Below are 21,627 nucleotides of genomic sequence, written 5' to 3'. Positions count from 1 at the left end.
AAAAAACAAAAAAAAGATATAAAATAAAACTTTTTAAATAACTAATTTTATCTTATATTTAAATAAAATAAATTTAAATTATTTGGTAATTATTAATATTTCATGAAATGTATTGTGTGAAAAATATGTCAGCAGCAGAGGATCGAATTAAACAGATAGAAGCGGAAATAAAAAAGACTCAAAAAAACAAGGCAACATCACACCATATAGGTAAATTAAAAGCTCAAATAGCTCAACTTAAAGAAAAAATTGAAAAACGTAATAGTTCTGGTACTAAAGGTGAAGGATTTCTTGTAAGAAAAAGTGGAGATTCTACTGCAGTACTACTTGGATTTCCATCAGTGGGAAAATCAACAATATTAAATTATTTAACTAATGCTAACTCAAAAGTAGGAGCATATGAATTTACAACATTAGATATTGTACCTGGAATTATGCAATATGAGGATGCTAAAATTCAAATATTAGATATTCCAGGTATTATTAAAGGAGCATCTAAAGGTAAGGGTAAAGGTAGAGAAATATTATCTGCTACAAGAAATGCAGATTTAATAATAATGGTCCTTGATGTTTTCCAACCAGAACATATGCATGTTATTTTAGAAGAAGTTAGAAATATTGGTGTACGGCCTAATGAAAAGAAACCTAATGTTAAAGTATCTAAAAAGAAAATGGGTGGTTTAAACATTGTTTCTACAGTAGAATTAACTCATCTTGATGAAAAAACCATACATTCAATCTTAAGTGAATATGGTATTCATAGTGCAGATGTTGTACTACGGGAAGATGTTACAATAGATCGATTTATAGATGCAATGGAACCAAACAGGGCATATATTCCAATGACTATTGTAGTAAATAAAATAGATATTGCATCAAAAGAACAGTTAGATAAACTTAAAAAAGAACTACCTAATGCATTATTTGTATCTGCTGATGATGGTGTAATGATGGATGAACTTAAAGAAAGAATATTTGTTGATCTTGATTTAATAAGATTATATCTTAAACCTCAAGGTAAAAAAGCAGATATGGATGAACCATTAATTATAAGAAAGGGATCTACAATAGAAGATGTTTGTCGTAAATTACACAGGGATTTTGTACAAAACTTTAAATATGCTAAAGTATGGGGTGATTCAGTAAAGTTCCCTGGTCAAAAAGTAGGTTTGGATCATGTTTTATCTGATCATGATATTGTAAGAATTATTATAAAAAAATAATTCACTTCTTTTTTTAAATAGTTTATCATTTTATTAAAGTAAATTTAATGAATTTAATGTAAATTTTAATATTTTTTGAATATAATTTATATGTTACTTATGTACAATATTTAATTGTACCCACAAAACATATTATTTTAAAAAAATTTGTGATTAACATATAATTTCTATATAATAAAAATTATATAGTCACATGTTTTTTTTAATGATTCGTATAACTATTTTTATTAAAACTATATTAAAAATTACTTTTAAATATAAATAAAATCATTTTAATCTTGATTAAACTCTTTTTTTTGAAATAATTACCTTTCGTTAATAATTAATCATAAAAATATAATTTATATTATATTAAATATCAGTAATCAACTAGAATTAGAAAAAATATTTTTGAGTTATATTATTTTTAGCAATAAATTAAATTTATAAAAAAAATAAGAAATATGGAAAAATTATTTTGTAATTATTTTCTTCCAAGGTCGTACATATATGCCTGAAAGAATACCTGTATCTGAACTATTAGAAACAATTGTTGCAAGAGTATAAGCTAGATTCATAAACCCTATATTTCCATATGATGTTTCAATAGTGGATGGGGATTCTCTATTTTCATCAATAAAATTGATAATTTCATTTATCATTGGCATGTATTCTTCTTGGGATATGAGTATTGTTTCAGTAATACTTTCACGAGATACTTTTGGTGTACCAATTTCTGTTATTTTAATATCATCTAACTTATTTTTATTTATATTTTTGATGGTTGTAGCTAATATTGCTAAAAAGTTACCTATACTTACTTGATTTTCATTAATTAATATTTTTCCAGGTAATCTTTTATTGATATCAATCCATCTAGTTAAACGATAACTAGCATTTTGTATATCATTTATTGATAAAATAATTGATTCTGCTTTTTTAATATAAAGTTTTGCTTGAGCAGTACTTGGTTCACACACTTTATTTCCACCATATACAACTTCTATATCATATTCAGAATTTTGAAGTTTACTAAAATTACATTTCTGTGAAAAAGTACCATCTTCTTTAAGGTTGCTAGTCACAATTGTGTTCTTGTTTAGTTTTATAACAACTTTACCATCAACAGGATTATTGTTTTCATCTGTTACTTCAAATGTTATTACTCCCATTTCGCCTTTATATATTATAATATCATCTATTTTTATTTTAGATTCCATTTGTTTCACTCATTGATTTATTAGTTAGAAATTATATGAAATGATAAAAAGTTATCTTTATATATTTAATTATAATATTTGTTTTTTAATTTTTATAATATTTATTGTTAAATTTTCAAAGTAGATAAAAAAATAAGAAAATTAAATTATCATAAAATATTGTAGTGAATAAAGTGTTATTATTAATATAATTGGTATGATTAGGTATAATATACTATTTAATGATAATTTATTGTTAGATGAATATATTTTACTTTCTGAAGTATAACCTCTACTTGCCATACTATTATAAATAGTTTCTCCACGTTCATATGCTCTTAAGAACATCATAAGGAATAAATAACCTACTTGTTTTAATTTCCATGTGTAAGGTGTTTTATTTCTAAAATCAAAGCATCTACTGGTCTGTGATTGACGTATACTTGTAAGTTCATCATAAAATAAAAATATGAATCTAACAAACAATGAAAAAATCATAGCAAATTCATTTGGAAAATGTAATCTTCTAAATGCTTCAGCGACATCCTTCATAGGTGTAATATATGAAAATAGTACAATTGATGTTATACTTATTATTAATCTTGCCATTAGTAATTCTGCAAATACAATACCTTCTATTGTAATGTTAATACCTAATGGTAAAGTATATATTATTTCACCTGGTTGTATAAATGGTTGGAAAATAGCAATAAATAATCCGAAAGGTAATATAACGAGAACTCTAATTAGTGCATCTTTCAGGGGTATGCGTGATATTAAGATTAAGCTTATCAGATATAATTCTAACATGATGAAAGTTATGTAATTATTAGATGAAACTGCAAATAATATAATAAGAACAAGTACAATTAATTTTATTCTACTATCTATATTATGTAGTACTGTATCTTGGTTTGATAAATATTCTTGTTGTCTTAATTCATCAATACCTACTATATTAACACCTCCTTTATCTTATTTTTAGTTGTATAATTATTATGTATTATTTATTATTTAAATATAATACTACTAAACTAGGAATGTATATTTAGTTTATTTCAAATAATTTTGAGTACTTAGTTAAAAATAGATTAAAATTGGGTAGTATATGATATTTTAAAAAAGAGAAGGGGTTGTGTTAATTTTTATTACTTATTAGGTAAAACACACCATAAGCTAATGCTACAGATATTATAGCACCAATAATTAAACAACCTACTCCTACTAGTGGATTATCTTCCATATTTTCTAATGTGTAATCAGGCATAATTGGACTTATAACTTGTTCTTCTTCTAAAGCATCTGGATTTAAATGTTCGGCTGATGCTTCTAGTCCATCAGGATCTCCTGAAGCTAAAAATGGTGATAATACACAAATAATTATTGCTATAGCAAATATTCCTATGTAAACATTTTTTGTATTCATATTATTCACCTTTTCTATTCCATGCTAATAAGTCTGGACGTACTGATTCTATTCCTTTTATAATTATCACAGTAATCACTGCTTCAATAAGTCCAATCATGGCATGATATCCTCCCATATAAAATATTCCTAAATCTAATGGGAATGTACCACTAATTGCCATTTCAATAGCAGCAACTAATGCTGCTATAAAACATGCAGCCCATGATGCTATAAATACGCTAGGGTATTTTCCAATTATTTTATTAAGTGATATGTATCCATAATAACCTACAAATCCACCAACAACACCCATATTTACGATATTTGCTCCAAGAGCTGTGATACCGCCATCTCCAAAGAATAGTGCTTGTATTAAAAGTACAACTGTTAACACTAAAATTGCAGCATAAGGACTACAGAAAATTATTGCTACTAATGCAGCTCCCAGTAAATGACCGCTAGATCCGAAGGGAACTGGTAAATTAAATGACATTATTGCAAAAATTCCTGCAGATAATACTGCAAGTAGTGGTATGTATTTTTCATTTAAATTTTCTCTACTCCATTTTGCTGATAAATATATTGCTATTATTGCAATTATATATAATATTGCACATAATGGAAGAGATATAAAACCATCTGGTATATGCATTTTTTCATCTCCACTATTTTAAAAGGGAGGTGTGTTCAATCAAAATAAAAAAAAGATATATTGTTATTTTTATAAATATAATATTGTATAATTATATTTTTTTGAGATTATATTTTTTTATACAAAAGGTTGTTCACACCAAAATTATTTTTAATCATATTATTATTTGGGGATTTTAATATGATTAAAAAAATAACCTTTTAAAACTTGTTTTTGTTTTTGATAAATAAAATTAATAATAGTAATACTAATTTTTAAAATATTATTATTTTTATAATATTGTATTTATTACTTGTTCTATTTAAACTTATCTAATTTAATTTATAATATAAGCTTATTTTCATGTATTGGTGGGTATTATTATTTTATTTTCTTTAAAATTATTTTATATGTATTACTTTTTGATTTAAATAAGGGAAATTTGTATTAATGTAATACTAGTATTTATAGTAATTTCTTTAAATGTATTATTTTTTTATAGTATATTATGGGTTAGTAAAATTGTGTGGTAGTATAAATTTTAAAATAAAAAAAGAAAAAGGTGGTTATTTTAATGATTATTCATAATCATCTGCTTTTCTTGAGAGTAAATCATCCATTTCTTGTTCTTTTTCAGCATAGAAATCTGGATCATGTATTGGACAACATTTAAGTTTTTTATATGGTGAATACAATTCAGTAATTTCACTTTCATTAACATTTCTAATTTCTTCAAGTCTTTTAAGAATTGTGAGAATAGTACCATCTTCCATGAGTGTTCCTAAAAATCCTGGACGAGTGTTTTCTTTTTGCATTATAAGATAAATTACTTTCATAATTGTTAAAAGGTCAAGTCGTTTAATTAACTCATGATTGTTAATATATTTCCAACCTTTTTCTTCCCAATCTTTAAGGTTATCAAATGTTCTGTAAATATTTTCTTGATACAAATCATCTTTGAAGAAATCAGCCTCTTCATCATAGTAACGTTCACCATTTTCAACAATTACAAATTTATTTTCATGATTTTCAAAATATGGTATGTATTCAAGTACTGCATCTACATTTTCAATATTAGGGAATTTGAATATGTTACCAAATGATTTGTTAAGTCCCATTTGTAATGTTTTATAATCCAGTACTTTGATATGTGATTTTTCATCATTAAATAATCTATGATCCCATACTACGAGGATATTGCGTATATCTTCTGTTGCTTTACATTTGTATTTAATTTGATTATCTGTAATTCTTTCGATTTCAAGAAGTAAATAACTAGTACGTGTAAGATTACGTGCTTTAACAGTGTTTTGCATACGTAGACAGATGTATGGATATTTAAGTATTGGCTTAAATTTAGCATCTAATTCTTCAGGTAAATCATGGAAGAATATTTGCATAACTGTCGTATGTTCCATATTATTTTCTTCAATTTGAAGATAATATTCTGCTAATTCTCTTACTCCTGCTTTTTGGAATGTAATTGTTCCTTTTGTTGTTTCAAGAACTTCTAATGTGTTAAGTAATACATATAATTCAAATAATTTATCATTACTCATTGCTATAAGTATTTTTTTAGTTATTGTATTATATAGTTCAATTTTACTTGGGAATACAAATAATTCATCATATACTTCATAAACTCTTGCTAAATTATATATCGTATCTGTATTTTTACAAGCATTTTCTAGTAAATTTATGTCAATAATGTCTGGAGTTTTAACTTCTTGAAATATATCTTTTTTTAATATAACAGATATTTCTTTTTTATTGGAAAGAATACTGTTATTTATAGTATTAAGTTTATCAACATCAAAATTTTTATTACTTATTTTATTCATGTCATTGTTTTTAACATTTTCAAACATGTATTTGATGAGTCCTAAAATTTCAGGGTAGGGTGTTTTTGTTAAATCTTTTCCTTCTAATTCTAGTTCAAGTTTGGAAAAGTTTTTTATTAAATCTTGAGTTTCTGGAATGTTTAAAAAGTAATCGATTTTAAATCCATCTAATTCTCTTTCATCAATTTCAATGATTTTACTCATTATTTCTGCTTCATCTTTAAATATTTTAGTAAATAGGTAATGATGTAATCTTGTTTCTACATAATTAAATACGGTTTGTCTATCATAATTGGTCCATATTTCTTGTAATTCTTCATCCATGATTAATACACCTCAATAATTTATTCTTCTTATTCTAAATTCTATTTATTTTTATTATATTTAATATTCATAACTTTTATATTATTAGTTTAATATTTAATAGAATTATAGTAAATATAGATAATATTATATTAAAATTATTATTTAAATATTTTATAACTAATATCAATATGTGTATTGTTTTACCATAGTTTCTTGAATAATTTTAATTAAAAATAGATTAATAATTTTTTTTTATAAAAAAATAATGGGTGGGATTCAAAGTCCAAGTATATGTTGACCTAATGGTATTGTAATATTAGCCTCAATAAAAGCAGCTATAATTAATAGTATTATTATAATTATCAGAATCATAATACAATCTTTTATCATGAAACTAGCTATTTTCACATGTTTTTTTGGTTTCATATCAATAATACCTTTAATTAGTATAATTAAGGCATGAGTTATTCTAAAACCAATAGCTCCTGCAAGAATTAATGCAATAAATTCAAAAATTCCATGAGGTAACATGAAAATAATATAATAAATTGTAGCTGTATAAAATCCAGTATAACCTATTAATGATGCATTATATATTAATAAATATAATGTTGGAATACTAAATAAAACTCCTCCTAATATTAATCCAGTAATTACGAAAATATTATTCATTAATAAGGGAATAGTTTCAAAAGGAACATGTTGTGGAGCATTAGGATTAATTTTATATGTGACTAGAATTTCAAAACAATGAGGATAATAATAACTAAGAACCATAAATCCTAAAAAAATAATAAAAGACAATAAAATATGATATTTCATTCTATGGTAATTATCCGTTACTTGTTTTATAATATTAATTGTCATAGTAATCATATTTTATTTGTAATGTTGTTATAATAATGATTCAGCAATTTTTTGAGCTTCTTCACGTTTTGATTCAAGATTTTCAAACATATCTTCTAATAATTCACTAGCACATTGTTTACAAGTACCACAAAGAGTTTCTCCAGATAAACATTTATTTCTTATTTCTTCGAGTTGTTTATCATCATCAATTAAATGATATACAAGTAATTCATATATTGAACATTTATCTGGTTGTCCACCAAGTTCTTTTTGTTCTTTAAGACTTTCACGTCCTCCTGTTTTTGCACTTTTAACTTTTTTAGTAGCATCTTTAATTGAATCAGTAAGATAAATAGCACTCTTCGGTTTACTACTACTCATTTTATCACCAGTAAGTCCTGTCATAAATCTGTGGAATGTAGCAGAAGGTTCAATAAATCCTAATTCTTCATTAAATTTTGTAGCTAAATCTCGGGTTAATCTAATATGGGGGTCTTGATCAGGACCTACAGGTACAATCACTGGTTTTGGTCCACCGTACTTTTCTAATTGTGGATGTAATATGTCAGCTACTTGTAAAAGAGGTGTGTATATGTGGGATATGTTAGTACTATTATCAAATCCATAAATACTACGCATTTGACTAAATGTAACTTTTCTACCAATAGTATATGCTAGATCTTTAACATCATCATTTTCAGATTGAAGATATAAATGAACATTATCTTGGGTAATATCAAGACCTAATGCAATATAGTTTACAATATATTCATTCAATGCAATTTCTCTTGATTTTTCTTTACTTATTCCTCTAGCAGCATAGGCCTCCATATCTGCAATTGATAAATATAAATCTGCACCTTTCTTTTGATACCATTTAAGTTGATCAACAACCATTTTGTGTCCAATATGCATTTTACCACTAGGCATCATACCTGTCATGGTAGCAAAGTCTTCTTTTTTGTTTAAAGCATCAGTAATTCTTTTATAATCTCGTTGTCCAAAGATAATACCTCTAGTCATTAATTTACTAGCATCAGGTATTTCACTTACAACATCTTTAAATTCTTTAATACCGAATTGTTCTGTTAGTTTTTCATAATCTATAATTGAAGAACCCCATGGATCTATCATATTCATTTTATCATCTCCTTATTTTTTCAAGGTCTTGTCCATTCAATATTATAATATGTTATATCATATTCATCATCAACAACTGCAAGTAGTAATGTTTTACGTACTCCATGTGCTACACGAACATAACTTGAGAAATCTCTTACCTTAATTGATTGTTCTTCAGATAATATTTTAACAAGGAAGTTGGAATGTCCATCACCAGGGGCATGTCCTCGCTCATATATTCTAAAGTCACTACCATACTTAAATCCTGTTTTTATAATATATCCTCTAATTCTAAGATCTTTATATACAAGATAATGTGAGAAAATATGTTTTTCTCTTACAATGTTAGTTAAATCTTCAATAGTTACTTGATTTTCTTTTTTATCAAATATTTCAATTTTTGCTCTTGTCAATAAAAATAAAGCTTCAATAAATGATAATTCAAGTCCTGTTTCTGTTAAATTACCATAATATCTTTTATTATATAGGTTATGAGCATGTTCATCGGTTACAATAACTCGATCATTAGTTAATACTGAATACATTGGAATAATATCACATCCTTATTTCTTTATTATACCAATATCTTTAAGATAATCAATACTTTTTAAAACACCTTGTACTGAATATACTTCTATTACACAAATATCATCATATTTCTTTTGTTTAAGAATATCAAATATTTTTGGAAAATTAATATCATGAGTTCCTAGTGGATGATGCATATCTGATGAACCATCATTATCACTTAAATGAACATGATGAATATTATCTGATTTAAACATTTCTTCTTCACTAAAAGCACTAGTATGGGCATGACCAACATCCATAGTTATTCCAGAGTGTAATTGATTATCTACAAAATCAAATAAAACATCAATATTTTGGTATAACATTCGATCATACAAGGGCATATTCTCTACACACATCATAATACCATATTCTTCTGCTGCTTTTTGTAGTTTAGTTAAAGATGCTGTATTATAATCTAATATTTTTTCAGGATATTTCAATGCCATTGTAGGAATAGTACCTGGATGTACAACAACACGTGTGGCTCCTAATTTATTTGCAGTTTTAAATGAATTTGTTATAACTTCAATAGATATGTCTCTTATTTTATCTACGTGGGATGCTATATTAACATCAGACATAGGAGAATGAATACTTAATCCAACATCATATGCTGAAAAATCATCATTGGTTAAGTTATCATAAGGGTATTCTTCAACGATTTCTAAATATTCTAAGTTTTGTTTAGTTATGAACTCTAATACATCACCTATTCTAGCAGGATATAATCCTAATGTAGAAACACTTATTTTCAAATTAGTCACCTTCAATATAAATCTTCATTTCTTAGTCTTGCATATACAGGTTCATTCTTTTTCATAGCCTTTATAATAATTTCAGCCATTTCAATATCCTTTTTAAGTCGTATATTTGCTTTTTTACCAACAGTAGCTGTAAATAAATATTCATCTTCTACAATAATATCATAACTAGCACCAATATCTTCTTTATTGAAGTTTAATGATAAATAATTTCCAGAAACATTTACATTTATTGGTATTTTAGTATCAATATCTTTTATTTCAAGTTCTTCTACTTCAATACTAATACCTGCACGTTCTTCAATTTTAGCAATTGTTCTACCATTTTTACCAATTACTGCTCCTGTATGATCAGGATCAATTTCAAGAAGTGCTCTTTTTTCAGATATTAATGAAACTTCCATAATTGCATTAGGGGCAACTTTATTAACTTCTTTTCTAATAACTTTTTCAACAATTCTACTAACTGGACTTTTCTCTTCTTCTGTTTTTTCTTGTTGGGTTGCTGTTTTATTAATGTCCATTACAATGGTTTGTTCACCATAAGTGTATATTTCATAGAATAATTCTCCAGTTTCAAAATCCTTTATTTCAATAACTGGTCTTGATAAATCTGCTTCAAGCATTCCTGTTGGTACTTTTACAGTTAATTCTATTGAATATACTGTTGCAACTTCTCCATTTTCAATATAAATTGTTGTATCAATTACTGATGGGATTACTCCTAATTCTAATCTTCCAAGAAATCTCTGTACTGCATCAATAGCTTTTGTTGCATGAACTACACCTACCATACCTACTCCTGCTAATCTCATATCAGAATATATTTCAAAATCTCTTGTTTTACGAACTTCATCAAATATTGTGAAATCAGGTCTTACAAGTAATAATATATCTGCTGTATTTTCCATATCACCTTCAAGAGGAGCATATTGTGTTATATTATCATCTAAATTCAAATCTCTTGGTGATTCCATTGTTTTTACTATTTGATCCATATCATAATGATAATATTCAGCTAGTGCTTGTGCAAATGTTGATTTACCTGCTCCAGGGGATCCTGCAACTAATATTCCTTTTGAATCATTGGATAAACGTTCAATTAATTTATCTGATATGTTGTAATCTTCTAAATCTAGTTTATTCACAGGTTTTATTGCAGTTATTTCAAATCCATCTGAGAATGGTGGTTTTGCAATAGTAATACGTAAGTCGTTAAATTGGATTACTTTAACTCCTTTTTTATCAATTTCAATAAAACAATCATGTCTTATTTTGGATTGTTCAATTATTTCTTTTGCAATTCTATCTAAATCTCTATATCTGAGTGGAATATAATCTAATTCTACTAATTCAACATGTCCAGGAGTTCCTTTTTTAGCCATGGGTGTAATATTTTCACGTAAATGTATTGAAGATATATCTTTTGAGAAATATGTTTCCAGTTCTGTTGGACTGGTTTGTATTGGTTCTATTTCTTTTTTATAGAAATGTGTTTTAACTCCTTGTGCTTCTGCTATTTCTTTTTGAAGTTTATCACTAGTCATTAAAATTGCATGATATTTTCGTGCAATATCACGTATCATTGCATCTATTTCTCCACCACCTGCAATAGATATTTCTTCAAGTTTAGGTCTTCTTCCAACATATGTTAAGGTTATGATTCCTTCTTCACTAAGATGTCTTAATTCTTTTAGTTCTTCAAGACCTTGATATCCAATTTCTTTTCTTTTATTTGCATGATTTTCTATTTCAGAAGGTACTGCTTCAGGTATTAGTATTTCAGCATCCTCATATTCTTCTTGAACTATACGACTTACTTGTTGGTCTATAATTATACTTGTATCTGGTACAATTTTTACCATATTTTACACTCCTAATGATTATATACGTTGTCTGGGTTGAATAGCGTATCTTCTATTTCTATTATTTTTGAAGCATTAGGTGTTACTTGTTTGTAGAAACAAGAGTAATGGCCTGTATGACATGCTCCTCCTTTTTGTTCTACTTTGAGAAGTATAGCATCTTCATCACAATCTATAAGAATTTCTTTTACATTTTGTATATGTCCTGATTCTTCACCTTTAAACCATATCTTGTTTCTACTAGTACTATAATAGTGGGCTTTATGTGTTTCTATCGTTTTATTAAATGCTTCTTCATCGATATAAGCAACCATCAAAACTTGTCCTGTTTTATAGTCTTGTGCTATACATATTGCTAATTGTTTTCCATTAATTTCATGTCGGAAGTTGGGTTTTATCATATGGAGCACCTAATTTAATATAGTTTCAATAACTTCTGTTTGTGGTATTGTACTTTGTTCACCACTTTCCATATCTTTAACTGTTAATGTATTATTTTCAACTTCTTGTTGACCAATCATGATTACTTTATTGATATTATGATTATTGGCATAGGATAAATTTTTCTTAAGTTTTTTACCTTTAAGGTCAATATCAGTTATTATATTTTCTTTTCTTAATTCTTGTGCAATTCGTATAGCTTCTAATTTAAATTCCTTTTTCACTGGAATTACAAGTACTTTTGGTGTAGAACTTGCAGGTATTTGTATATTTTGTCTATGGAATGCTTCCATAATACGATCAAATCCAAATGCAAAACCTGTTGATTCAACTTCTTCGGAATCAAAAAGACTTGTAAGATTGTATGTTCCTCCACCAGTAATTTGTTTTTCAGCACCAAGATCAGGTACATATATTTCAAATACTAAACCAGTATAATAATCAAGTCCTCTTGCAATAGATAATTTCACTGTGTAATCAGTAAATCCAAATGCTTCAATTGTTTTAAGAATTTCTTCAAGATTTTCTACAGCATTTAAACTATCTTCAATATCCTTAACTAATGATTTAATATTAATTAAGTCCTCAAGTGTACCATTTACATTTATTATGCTTGTAATTATAGATTTGTATTCTTCACTAACATTACAATCATCTAATAAATTATCTAGTAATTCATAATCTTCTTTGTCAATACTTGCAATAATTTGTGTTTGTATTTCTGATGAAATATGCAGGTGATTTAAAACTCCTTTTATAATACCTAAATGTCCTATTGCAAATTCATAATTTTTAATATTTAATTTACTTAAAGCTTCATTAGCCATTGCAACAATTTCAGCTTCATTATATATTGGTGTTCCTCCAATAACTTCTATACCAAATTGCCAAAATTGCCTATATCTTCCTGCTTGTGGTCGTTCATACCTAAAACAACTTCCAAAATAGTACATTTTCAATGGTTTTGCTGATTTTTGAAGGTTATTGTCATATAATCGAGATACACTTGCTGTTAATTCTGGTCTAAGAGCTAAATCTCTACCTCCTTTATCTTGAAAATGATATATTTCTTCTTTAACACCATCTCCTGATTTTGCAGTAAATAATTCTAAATCTTCAAAAATAGGTGTTTTTATTTCTTTAAATCCATAATTTTCAACTACTGTTCTAATAGTATTTTCAACATATTTACGTTCTTCCATATCTTCAAATAAAAAGTCACGAGTTCCTCTTGGTTTCTTAAATTCCATAAATTATTACTTCCTACTAACTACTAATCACTGTTATTTTCCCCTAAATTATTTTAAATATATTAGAATAATCACACATAATAATTAAATTAGGAATAAATAAACTAATGTAATAAAATAATTTATTAAATTAACTTATCATATAAAAAAGCATACAAATATCCTTTAAATTATAAAAACTTTTTAAAATAATTATGAATAATGTACTAAATAATAAATTAATTTTCACGACAATCTATATAATAATAGTAAACATCTATCCAAATAATTAATTCAATAAATTTAAAACTAACTAATTATTTAAATAGAGATTTAATAATTATCTACAAATTATATAAAAGATATATATTTTATTATATAATAATTTTTCAATTTAAAAAAGGAGATTTTCTATGATAACTGGAAAAACATTAATAACTGGAGTGATAGGTCATCCAATAGAACATAGCTTTTCACCACCTATGCATAATAATGCATATACTCAAATGAATATGGATTATAAATATGTTCCATTTCACGTACAACCAGCAGATGTTAAAAACATAATCACCGCAGCAAAAACAATGAATATAAAAGGATTAAATGTAACAATCCCTCATAAAACAACAATCATACCTTATCTTGATGAAATTGATGAAACAGCAAGAAGAATTAATGCAGTAAACACAATTAGTTTTAAAGATGGAATTGCAAAGGGATATAATACTGATGGATTAGGAGCAATTAAATCAATACAAAAATACACTAATCTAAAAAATAAAAAAGTACTTGTTATAGGAGCAGGAGGTGCCTCAAAGGCAATAACATTTACATTAATAAATGAAGGAATTGATGACTTAGTAATTGCAAATAGAAGTAAAGAAAATGTTGATAAACTAATGAAAAATTTGATAAATGAAACAAAATTCCAAAATATATCATATCAACCAATAGCTAAAACAAATGAGGTTATAAATGATGTGGATATAATAATAAATACAACACCTATAGGAATGTATCCAAATCATGATGTAGAACCTCCAATAGATACAAATAATATAAGTACACAACATACAGTAATGGATATTATATATAATCCACTTGAAACAAATCTTCTAAAACAAGCAAAAATAAACGGTGCTCAGACAATACCTGGAACACATATGCTAATAAATCAGGGAATAATAGCATTTGAAATATTCACTGGAAAAACACCTTCTTACGAATCCTTCGAAAAACCATTACTTGAACATCTAAAAAAATAAATATTTAACTATTTCTATCTTTTTTTTTCAAATCAAATCTTGCTAAAAAAATAATATGTATGTACTAATCATTATTTTAAACAGTATATTCAAATTATAATAATATGTCAATACCAATTACTGATAATCATATTCATGTAAATCCAATAGGTGCTCTAGGACCAGTTAAAACAGCAATGTTATTTAACAGATCTGGTGGAACAACAATGTTTGTCCCCAACTTACCAACATGGGATTTAAATCCAACCGAACCAAATAATCATAAAAAAGCAATGCAAATAACAATAAAATCAGTTGAAAAAATAAACAATGAAACACCAGTTCAAGCATTTGCAATATTAGGAATTCATCCAATAGCATATGATAAAATGATTAAAGAAGGTTACTCTATTAAAAAAGCTAAAAAAGTAATGTTTGAAAACTTAGAACTTGCTAAAAAATATGTGTTAGATAAAAAAGCAGTAGCAATAGGTGAAATAGGAAGACCACATTATCCTGTAAATAAAGAAATACTTGATGAACATAACAAAATATTAGAATATGCACTAAACTTGGCAAGTGATATTGATTGTCCAGTACAATTACATATGGAAGAAGCAAATGCTAATACATATAATGAATTATATGATTTAGCAAAGAAAACAAAAATATCATCCTATAAAATTATTAAACATTATTCAAATTCAGAAGTTTTACCAAGTGAAACACATGGTATAACATCATCTGTAAATGCAAGTAAAAAGTTAATAAAAGAAGTATTGGAGAAAACACATTCAAATAATATAAAACCCACATTTTTAATGGAAACGGATTATATGGATAATCCTCATTATCCTGGACGTGTGTTAGGACCTAGAACAGTACCTAGAAGAACCCTTGATTATATAAAAAAAGGTTTAATGTCCGAAGAAGATGCATATATTATTCATAAAGAAAATATTGAAAAAATATATGATGTTGATTTAACTCTATAAAAAAAGCATACTATTATTTCAATACATCTTCAATAGTTGTTTTCAATGTTTCTAAGGTTTCTGTATTATTTTCATGTTTTTCATAGTTTTCAACTATGTTTTGTCTATATTTTGGAACATTTTCAAGAAAATTCTCTAGAATTCTTTGATTTATATGATCATGATGTTCTCCATATCCTAAACGTTCTAGGTATATTGCATTTAATATTTGTTCAAATTGTTTATTTACAGGTATGCTAAGAATAGGTTTTTCTAATTGTAATGCTTCTGTTATAAGAGAGAAACCACCATTTGTTATAACACATTTAGCATCTTTAAAGTCATTATATAATACATCTTCATTAAATTTTCTATATAATATATTAGAATCTCGTTCATCTTTATAAAAGCCATATACAATAAATTCTTGATCTGGTTTTGATTTTAATACTTTGATTAAATCATTATTTGAGTTACTTGTCTGATAAACAAGAACATGTTCCCCTACACTAGGTTTTAATTTATATATCTCATCTCTAATAATTGGATAAATATATTGTGTTGTTTTTGTATCTTTAAGAGGAGGGAAGAAATATGAATAAATTAATGTTCTATTAGCTTTCTGTATAAATGCATGAACAACTGCTTCACTAAATATTCTATCTTTAATATATTTATTAGGTGAACTGTAATTAGCTTCAGTTAATACATGCATATTATCTATACTAATCATAGGAATACGTAGGATATGTGATAATAAATTTGCATAAAATTCAAAATCAGATATTATTAAATCTGGTTTAAATTTTTTTGCTAATTTATTCATTTTCTGAATATTATTTTTTAAATCACTAGGTACTTCTTTCATATTATAAACAAATGTTTTTTTATTACGCACACTATTATTTTCATAAACAGTATTAAATCCACCAATTTCATAAATATTGTCAAATTTTGAATTTAAATAATCATAAGCACGACTACTAGCAAATACAATTAAATCATATCCTTCATTAATTAAGTATTCTATTACAACACCACTTCTTATAGCATGACCCATACCTTCTCCACATAATGAATAAAATATTCTCTTATTTTGATTAGAACCATGCTCAAAACTATAATCTAATTCATTTAATGTTACAGTTTTACCCATCATCTGTTTTGCAGTACTTTTAGCATATTTTTTAGTTATTTCACTCAACCCTTCTTCTTCAAGTCTTCTTGTTGATACAAGTAATCTTGGATTAGAAAGTACTTTAAATCTACTTATTTTACCAATTCTTTCAATATAATCAGTATCTTCTCCAAAATCAAGATGTTCATCAAATCCATTTACTTTTTCATGCAATGATTTATAAGTAAGTATTCCATAACAGCCAGCACCATGTGGTTTAATATATGATATTTGTTTAGTCATATAATTTGCAAATTCATGAGATATTTGATTTATAAATCCTTTTTCCAGAGGTACAATTTGTGTTATAGCAATACCTAGATTATGTAACTCAAATTCTTCTATAGCTGAAGTAATATAATTATTTGTTAATACTGAATCTGCATCTAGAAATAATAATAATTCTCCTTGAGCAACACGGGCTCCATTATTACGGCCAATTCCAGGTAAACCTCCAGGAACTATTTTACAATTATATGATTTTGCAATTTCTATGGTTTTATCTGTTGAATGTGCATCAGCTATTATGACTTCAAGATCATTAAAATTTTGTCTAGATATACTTTTTAATAAATTTGGAAGAAATTCTTCTTCATTATATGTTGGTATTATTATACTAATCTTCATAGAATCACTTATTACAAATCATATTGTTTACTTAATTTAAAAAGTAGATTTAATTTTTTCAATATATATTTTTAAATTTGTTGTTCATCTATTAAAAAAATAGTTATTTTGATAATATTGTAAAAAAAATAATTTAATGGGTGGTGTGGATTGATTTTACCATTCTCGTCTTCTATCCATAAATTCTTTTTGTTTTGCATTATTCCATCCGGACGTGTTTTGAAGATAACCTGTAATTTTATCAAGAACTCTAAGTTCATCTGTACATCCACAACGTACACATTTATTTTGAGTACCTTTCATTGATAATCCACAACGATCACATATTGTTAAAGCTGAAGAATATGTAAAATAGCGAGCTTCAGTATTACAAATTTTATCTGTAAAGCTACGTAGAGAATCTGATTCAGTATAACTTTCTCCAATCCAACAGTTCAATATAGAACCTCCAGCCATTAATGGATGAGTTGTGGATTCCCATTTGATTTTATCAATTATACTTTTATTAGTATTAACTGGGAAATGACAACTATTACTGTAATAATAATCTCCTTCTTCTCCATTACTATATGCATTACTTCCATAAATTTCATGATCATGTTGTGCAAATCGACCACAAGCACTTTCAGCAGGACTTCCAATTATACTATAACGTATATCAGGGTATTCTTCACTATATTCATCTTTACAATTATTCATGAAATTAAGAACTTTTGTTGCAAACTCTTGTGCTTCTGAAGTTTCTATTCCTTTATGAAGCATGTTATGGCAAAGATCATCCATACCTACTACTCCAAAACTATCTGTTGCATTATTTATTTCATAATATTGACGTCCTTCTTTGTCAAATTGATTAAGGAAAGGAAACATATTAAATGTAAATAATTTTTTAGCTTGATTTCTACGAAATGTGAGATATTCCCGCACTAAATCCATTCGTTCTCTTAAAATTTCAAAGAATATTTCTTCATCACCATTACTGTCAAGACCAATACGTGGTAAATTAATACTCACATAAGATAAATTACCAGCACGATAACAGTCAATTAAAGGATTTCCAGTCCAATTACTTGCAAGACTTGTTCTACATCCCATTACTGAAATATATTCAGGGGATGTTTTTCCTGTAAGATTTAAGAAATAATTATTTCCATGTTTTGCACTTACTTCATGGGCTAATTGCATTTCTTCAGAGAATTCTGGTTTAAAACTTTCTTCTCTTAGAGCATATATAGTATTTGGGAATAAAAATGGATGTCCATGTCCATCTCCTTTTAACATTTCTTCAGTAAATGCTCTTAGTATTTTATGACTTTCTTCATAAAAATCACCATAAGTACCAACTATTTTTCCGCCTTGAGCATATGCTGGTTCTTCACGTAGAAATTCAGGCATTCCTATATCCATTTGGACTGATGAGAAAACGGTTTGTCCACCTCTTGAAGAGTATAATACTCCCATATTATAAATATATGATTGTACTGCTTTTTTTATTTCACTGTAGTCTAGTCCTACAGCAAAAGGTGCACAAAATGTATTAAATGAAGGAATTCCTTGACCTCCAGATAAATTACTTTGACCAGCATGCATAGCTTCGCTTAATTGATGCATAAAACTATGTAGTTTTGTCGCTGGCTTAGCATACACACCTCTACCTGTTAATCCTGCTGGACTTAGTCCCATTTGTGCAGTAAATCGTGCATCATGCTGCATACAATTAATACTTCTATGTGGTAAGCTATTTAAATCATGAAAGTGAACTTTAGCATCTGTATGTAATTTACGTAAATTTTCTGGTAACATTTCTAGAGCATATTTTTCTAGAATATCATTTGCAAGATGGAAACTTACTTCCTCAGGATTTTTTACAAGGTTAGCATTTTCTCTATTTGTATCATAAATATGTCCGGTTATTTGTGTGCTGGTTATTTCCATTAATATGATTCTCCCATTTTTTCAGTATATTACTATCAATATTTTATTCTATTTAAAAATTTAGAGTTACATATTATTTAATTTTAAAAGTATTATAAAAAAAAGAAGGAGGTTATTTATTTTGTCTCATTCTCATAGTAGGATTATCTAAATAACTATAGAAATTCCACGACATAAAGGTTACATCTGATTTTCCTTCAAATGAAGAAAACACATTTTTTATTAATTCTTTATCTGGTGTATTACAATTTAATGTATATGTTGTAGTATCACCATTAACATTAATATTTGTAACATTGTATTCGCTCATATCTACAGGTTCTGTCTGATTTATCACAGTTAATGTATGACAACTTGTATCAGTACCACCTACTTCTATTATCACAGCAATGAGTAAAATATAACCCATTATAACAACAGGATTAATGAAACTTTTATATTCTAAATGTCCCTTTGCAAAATAGATAATTAATAATATGAATAAACCAATTAGGAAAGGTTGTGAAAATAAACCACCATCAAGAATACCAATTAAAATCATACTAATTGTAACAATAGATATACTTCGAGGAATAATTTTCATATTTGCTATAGCAATAATACTTAGAATATAAGAACATATCCATACTGGGATTATAATATATGCATAAGGTAATGCATATTTCAGTATTGACGAACCAGTATTAACATGGGATGGTACAAAGTAATATGAAACATAACCTAATATTGATTTATATACATGTGAATGCATAGGGCTGGTTGTACTTGTATTTGGGTCCATTGCAGTAAGTATTGTGAAAAATGAAACTCCAAATTGTTGTCTAATTATGAATTCAATAAATACGCCGAAAATAGCACAAATAACTAACATAATTAGTACTATACGAAGATATTTTAAATGTGATGTTTCATTTTCATATATTTTTTCTTTCAAAACTATGTTTTGATTTATGATTGAACTAAATATTAATAAACTACCCATTAAACCTAAAAAAAGAACAGTTTTTCCTTCTGAAGATCCTTCTAAAAGAGGCCATAATAATGACGTTACAAAGGAATCAATATGATTAGTAACTAATATGATAACTCCAAGTATTATAAGAACTATGCCTAAAATAATGGATTTTGTAATATTTGGTTTATTTTTATTAAATATAATTAGCATACCTCCTATTGTTCGTAAAATTTAATAAGTTATTATATAATAGAATTAGTTAAATATTTAAAAGTTATGTTTTCAAAAAAAGATAGTTTTGACATGTGAAAAAGAAGTTAAAGAATTTATCTAATTTGATAAATCTAACATTCTTTGAATACCAATACGAGCTTTTGATGCTATTTCATCATCTACAACAACTTCGTATTTTTCTTCTTTAAGTGCATCTCTTACTTTCTCAAGTGTAATTATTTTCATAGTTAAGCAGAAAGCATCTCTTCTTAAAGGTAAGAATTCTTTCCCTGGATTTTCTCTTGCAAGTCTTGTTGCAAGGTCAATTTCAGTTCCCACTATTAATTTACTTATTTCTGGATCTTTTGCAAGTCTAACCATTCCTCCAGTACTTTCAACATAATCTGCTAATTGTCTTACATCATCATTACATTCAGGGTGTACAACAATTTTAGCATCTGGATGTTCAGCTCTTGCTTTTTCTATGTCTTCTGGTTTAAACATTGTATGCACATAACAATGTCCATCCTCTGGTACAATAATTGGTGTTTTACCAGATTCTTTTCCCGCATATACTCCTAGGTTATGATCAGGAGCAAATATAAATTCATCAGAACTTAAACTTGAAACTACTTTTCCTGCATTAGCAGAGGTACATACAATATCTGCTTCACTTTTAGTTTCAGCTCTACTATTTACATATAATACAACTTCGCAATCAGGATGCTCTTTTTTTGCTGATTTAAGTTCTTCAAGTGAAATCATATCTGCCATTTGACAGTTTGCTCTATTATCCGGTAATAATACTTTTTTATCTGGATTGATAATAGCAGCAGTTTCTGCCATGAAATTTACTCCACAAAAAATAATCATATCTGAATCATCTACATCACTAGCTTTTATACATAATTCTAATGAATCTCCTACGAAATCAGCAATTTCTTGGATTTCTTTTGGTTGATAATTATGTGCTAGGATAATAGCATTTTTATCTTTTTTCAACTGTTCAATTTCTTTGATTATTTCATCACTCATACTTTAACTCCTTTTATAAAACTCTTTAACTTAAATTAAC

The 21,627-nt window shown here is 26.7% G+C and carries 19 protein-coding genes; 3 read left to right on the top strand and 16 right to left on the bottom strand.

Annotated features, from left to right (window positions below; genetic code table 11):
* Positions 1-125 precede the first annotated feature (125 nt).
* The gene (locus NL43_RS07150) at positions 126-1,223 is read left to right on the top strand and encodes a GTP-binding protein (protein WP_069593364.1); all 1,098 of its coding nucleotides are present in this window, start codon (positions 126-128) and stop codon (positions 1,221-1,223) included.
* 452 nt (positions 1,224-1,675) lie between these two features.
* On the opposite strand, the gene NL43_RS07145 is transcribed toward NL43_RS07150, so the two are convergent.
* The 12 genes from NL43_RS07145 to hisS form a co-directional block, all read right to left on the bottom strand.
* Positions 1,676-2,422 (bottom strand): Ig-like domain repeat protein, encoded by a 747-nt coding sequence (locus NL43_RS07145; protein WP_069593363.1) that lies wholly within the window; start codon positions 2,420-2,422, stop codon positions 1,676-1,678.
* A 141-nt stretch (positions 2,423-2,563) separates the two neighbouring features.
* Positions 2,564-3,349, bottom strand: a complete 786-nt coding sequence (gene cbiQ, locus NL43_RS07140) for a cobalt ECF transporter T component CbiQ (RefSeq protein ID WP_241776237.1) — start codon at positions 3,347-3,349, stop codon at positions 2,564-2,566.
* A 190-nt stretch (positions 3,350-3,539) separates the two neighbouring features.
* The gene (locus tag NL43_RS07135; protein WP_069593361.1) at positions 3,540-3,827 is read right to left on the bottom strand and encodes a PDGLE domain-containing protein; all 288 of its coding nucleotides are present in this window, start codon (positions 3,825-3,827) and stop codon (positions 3,540-3,542) included.
* Position 3,828: 1 nt separating this feature from the next.
* A complete protein-coding gene (gene cbiM / locus NL43_RS07130; protein WP_069593360.1) occupies positions 3,829-4,461 on the bottom strand; it encodes a cobalt transporter CbiM in 633 nt (210 codons plus the stop codon).
* Positions 4,462-5,018: 557 nt separating this feature from the next.
* Positions 5,019-6,605, bottom strand: a complete 1,587-nt coding sequence (locus NL43_RS07125) for a DUF6508 domain-containing protein (RefSeq protein ID WP_069593359.1) — start codon at positions 6,603-6,605, stop codon at positions 5,019-5,021.
* A gap of 258 nt (positions 6,606-6,863) precedes the next feature.
* Entirely contained in the window at positions 6,864-7,409 is a 546-nt protein-coding gene (locus tag NL43_RS07120; RefSeq protein ID WP_256365397.1) for a stage II sporulation protein M, read from the bottom strand.
* 72 nt (positions 7,410-7,481) lie between these two features.
* Positions 7,482-8,570: a tryptophan--tRNA ligase gene (locus tag NL43_RS07115; protein WP_069593367.1), complete on the bottom strand. Its 1,089-nt coding sequence runs from the start codon at positions 8,568-8,570 to the stop codon at positions 7,482-7,484.
* A 26-nt stretch (positions 8,571-8,596) separates the two neighbouring features.
* Positions 8,597-9,103, bottom strand: a complete 507-nt coding sequence (endA, locus tag NL43_RS07110) for a tRNA-intron lyase (protein ID WP_069593357.1) — start codon at positions 9,101-9,103, stop codon at positions 8,597-8,599.
* 18 nt (positions 9,104-9,121) lie between these two features.
* Positions 9,122-9,886 carry a sugar phosphate isomerase/epimerase gene (locus NL43_RS07105; RefSeq protein WP_069593356.1) on the bottom strand — a complete coding sequence of 255 codons (765 nt, stop codon included), beginning with the start codon at positions 9,884-9,886 and terminating at the stop codon, positions 9,122-9,124.
* An 11-nt stretch (positions 9,887-9,897) separates the two neighbouring features.
* A complete protein-coding gene (locus NL43_RS07100; protein ID WP_069593355.1) occupies positions 9,898-11,757 on the bottom strand; it encodes a PINc/VapC family ATPase in 1,860 nt (619 codons plus the stop codon).
* 11 nt (positions 11,758-11,768) lie between these two features.
* On the bottom strand, positions 11,769-12,158 hold the full coding sequence (hisI, locus tag NL43_RS07095; RefSeq protein ID WP_371325646.1) for a phosphoribosyl-AMP cyclohydrolase: 390 nt from the start codon (positions 12,156-12,158) through the stop codon (positions 11,769-11,771).
* Between the two features lie 9 nt (positions 12,159-12,167).
* Complete coding sequence (gene hisS / locus NL43_RS07090) at positions 12,168-13,448, bottom strand: histidine--tRNA ligase (protein WP_069593354.1); 1,281 nt, start codon at positions 13,446-13,448, stop codon at positions 12,168-12,170.
* A 392-nt stretch (positions 13,449-13,840) separates the two neighbouring features.
* On the opposite strand from hisS, the gene aroE reads away from it, so the two are divergent.
* Both aroE and NL43_RS07080 read left to right on the top strand, forming a co-directional pair.
* Complete coding sequence (aroE, locus tag NL43_RS07085; RefSeq protein ID WP_069593353.1) at positions 13,841-14,692, top strand: shikimate dehydrogenase; 852 nt, start codon at positions 13,841-13,843, stop codon at positions 14,690-14,692.
* Positions 14,693-14,796: 104 nt separating this feature from the next.
* Positions 14,797-15,666, top strand: a complete 870-nt coding sequence (locus NL43_RS07080) for a TatD family hydrolase (RefSeq protein ID WP_069593352.1) — start codon at positions 14,797-14,799, stop codon at positions 15,664-15,666.
* 13 nt (positions 15,667-15,679) lie between these two features.
* Here NL43_RS07080 and NL43_RS07075 read toward each other — a convergent pair whose 3' ends face one another.
* From NL43_RS07075 to nadA, 4 genes are all read right to left on the bottom strand, one after another.
* Positions 15,680-17,449, bottom strand: a complete 1,770-nt coding sequence (locus NL43_RS07075) for an MJ1255/VC2487 family glycosyltransferase (RefSeq protein ID WP_069593351.1) — start codon at positions 17,447-17,449, stop codon at positions 15,680-15,682.
* A 156-nt stretch (positions 17,450-17,605) separates the two neighbouring features.
* Positions 17,606-19,384: an anaerobic ribonucleoside-triphosphate reductase gene (gene nrdD, locus NL43_RS07070; protein ID WP_069593350.1), complete on the bottom strand. Its 1,779-nt coding sequence runs from the start codon at positions 19,382-19,384 to the stop codon at positions 17,606-17,608.
* Between the two features lie 112 nt (positions 19,385-19,496).
* The gene (locus NL43_RS07065; protein ID WP_084790455.1) at positions 19,497-20,549 is read right to left on the bottom strand and encodes a hypothetical protein; all 1,053 of its coding nucleotides are present in this window, start codon (positions 20,547-20,549) and stop codon (positions 19,497-19,499) included.
* A 120-nt stretch (positions 20,550-20,669) separates the two neighbouring features.
* Positions 20,670-21,587 (bottom strand): quinolinate synthase NadA, encoded by a 918-nt coding sequence (gene nadA, locus NL43_RS07060; protein WP_069593349.1) that lies wholly within the window; start codon positions 21,585-21,587, stop codon positions 20,670-20,672.
* Positions 21,588-21,627: the final 40 nt, after the last annotated feature.

This window comes from Methanosphaera sp. WGK6, from assembly GCF_001729965.1.
Taxonomy (GTDB): Archaea; Methanobacteriota; Methanobacteria; order Methanobacteriales; family Methanobacteriaceae; genus Methanosphaera.
This window is presented reverse-complemented; position numbering and strand designations above follow the sequence as displayed.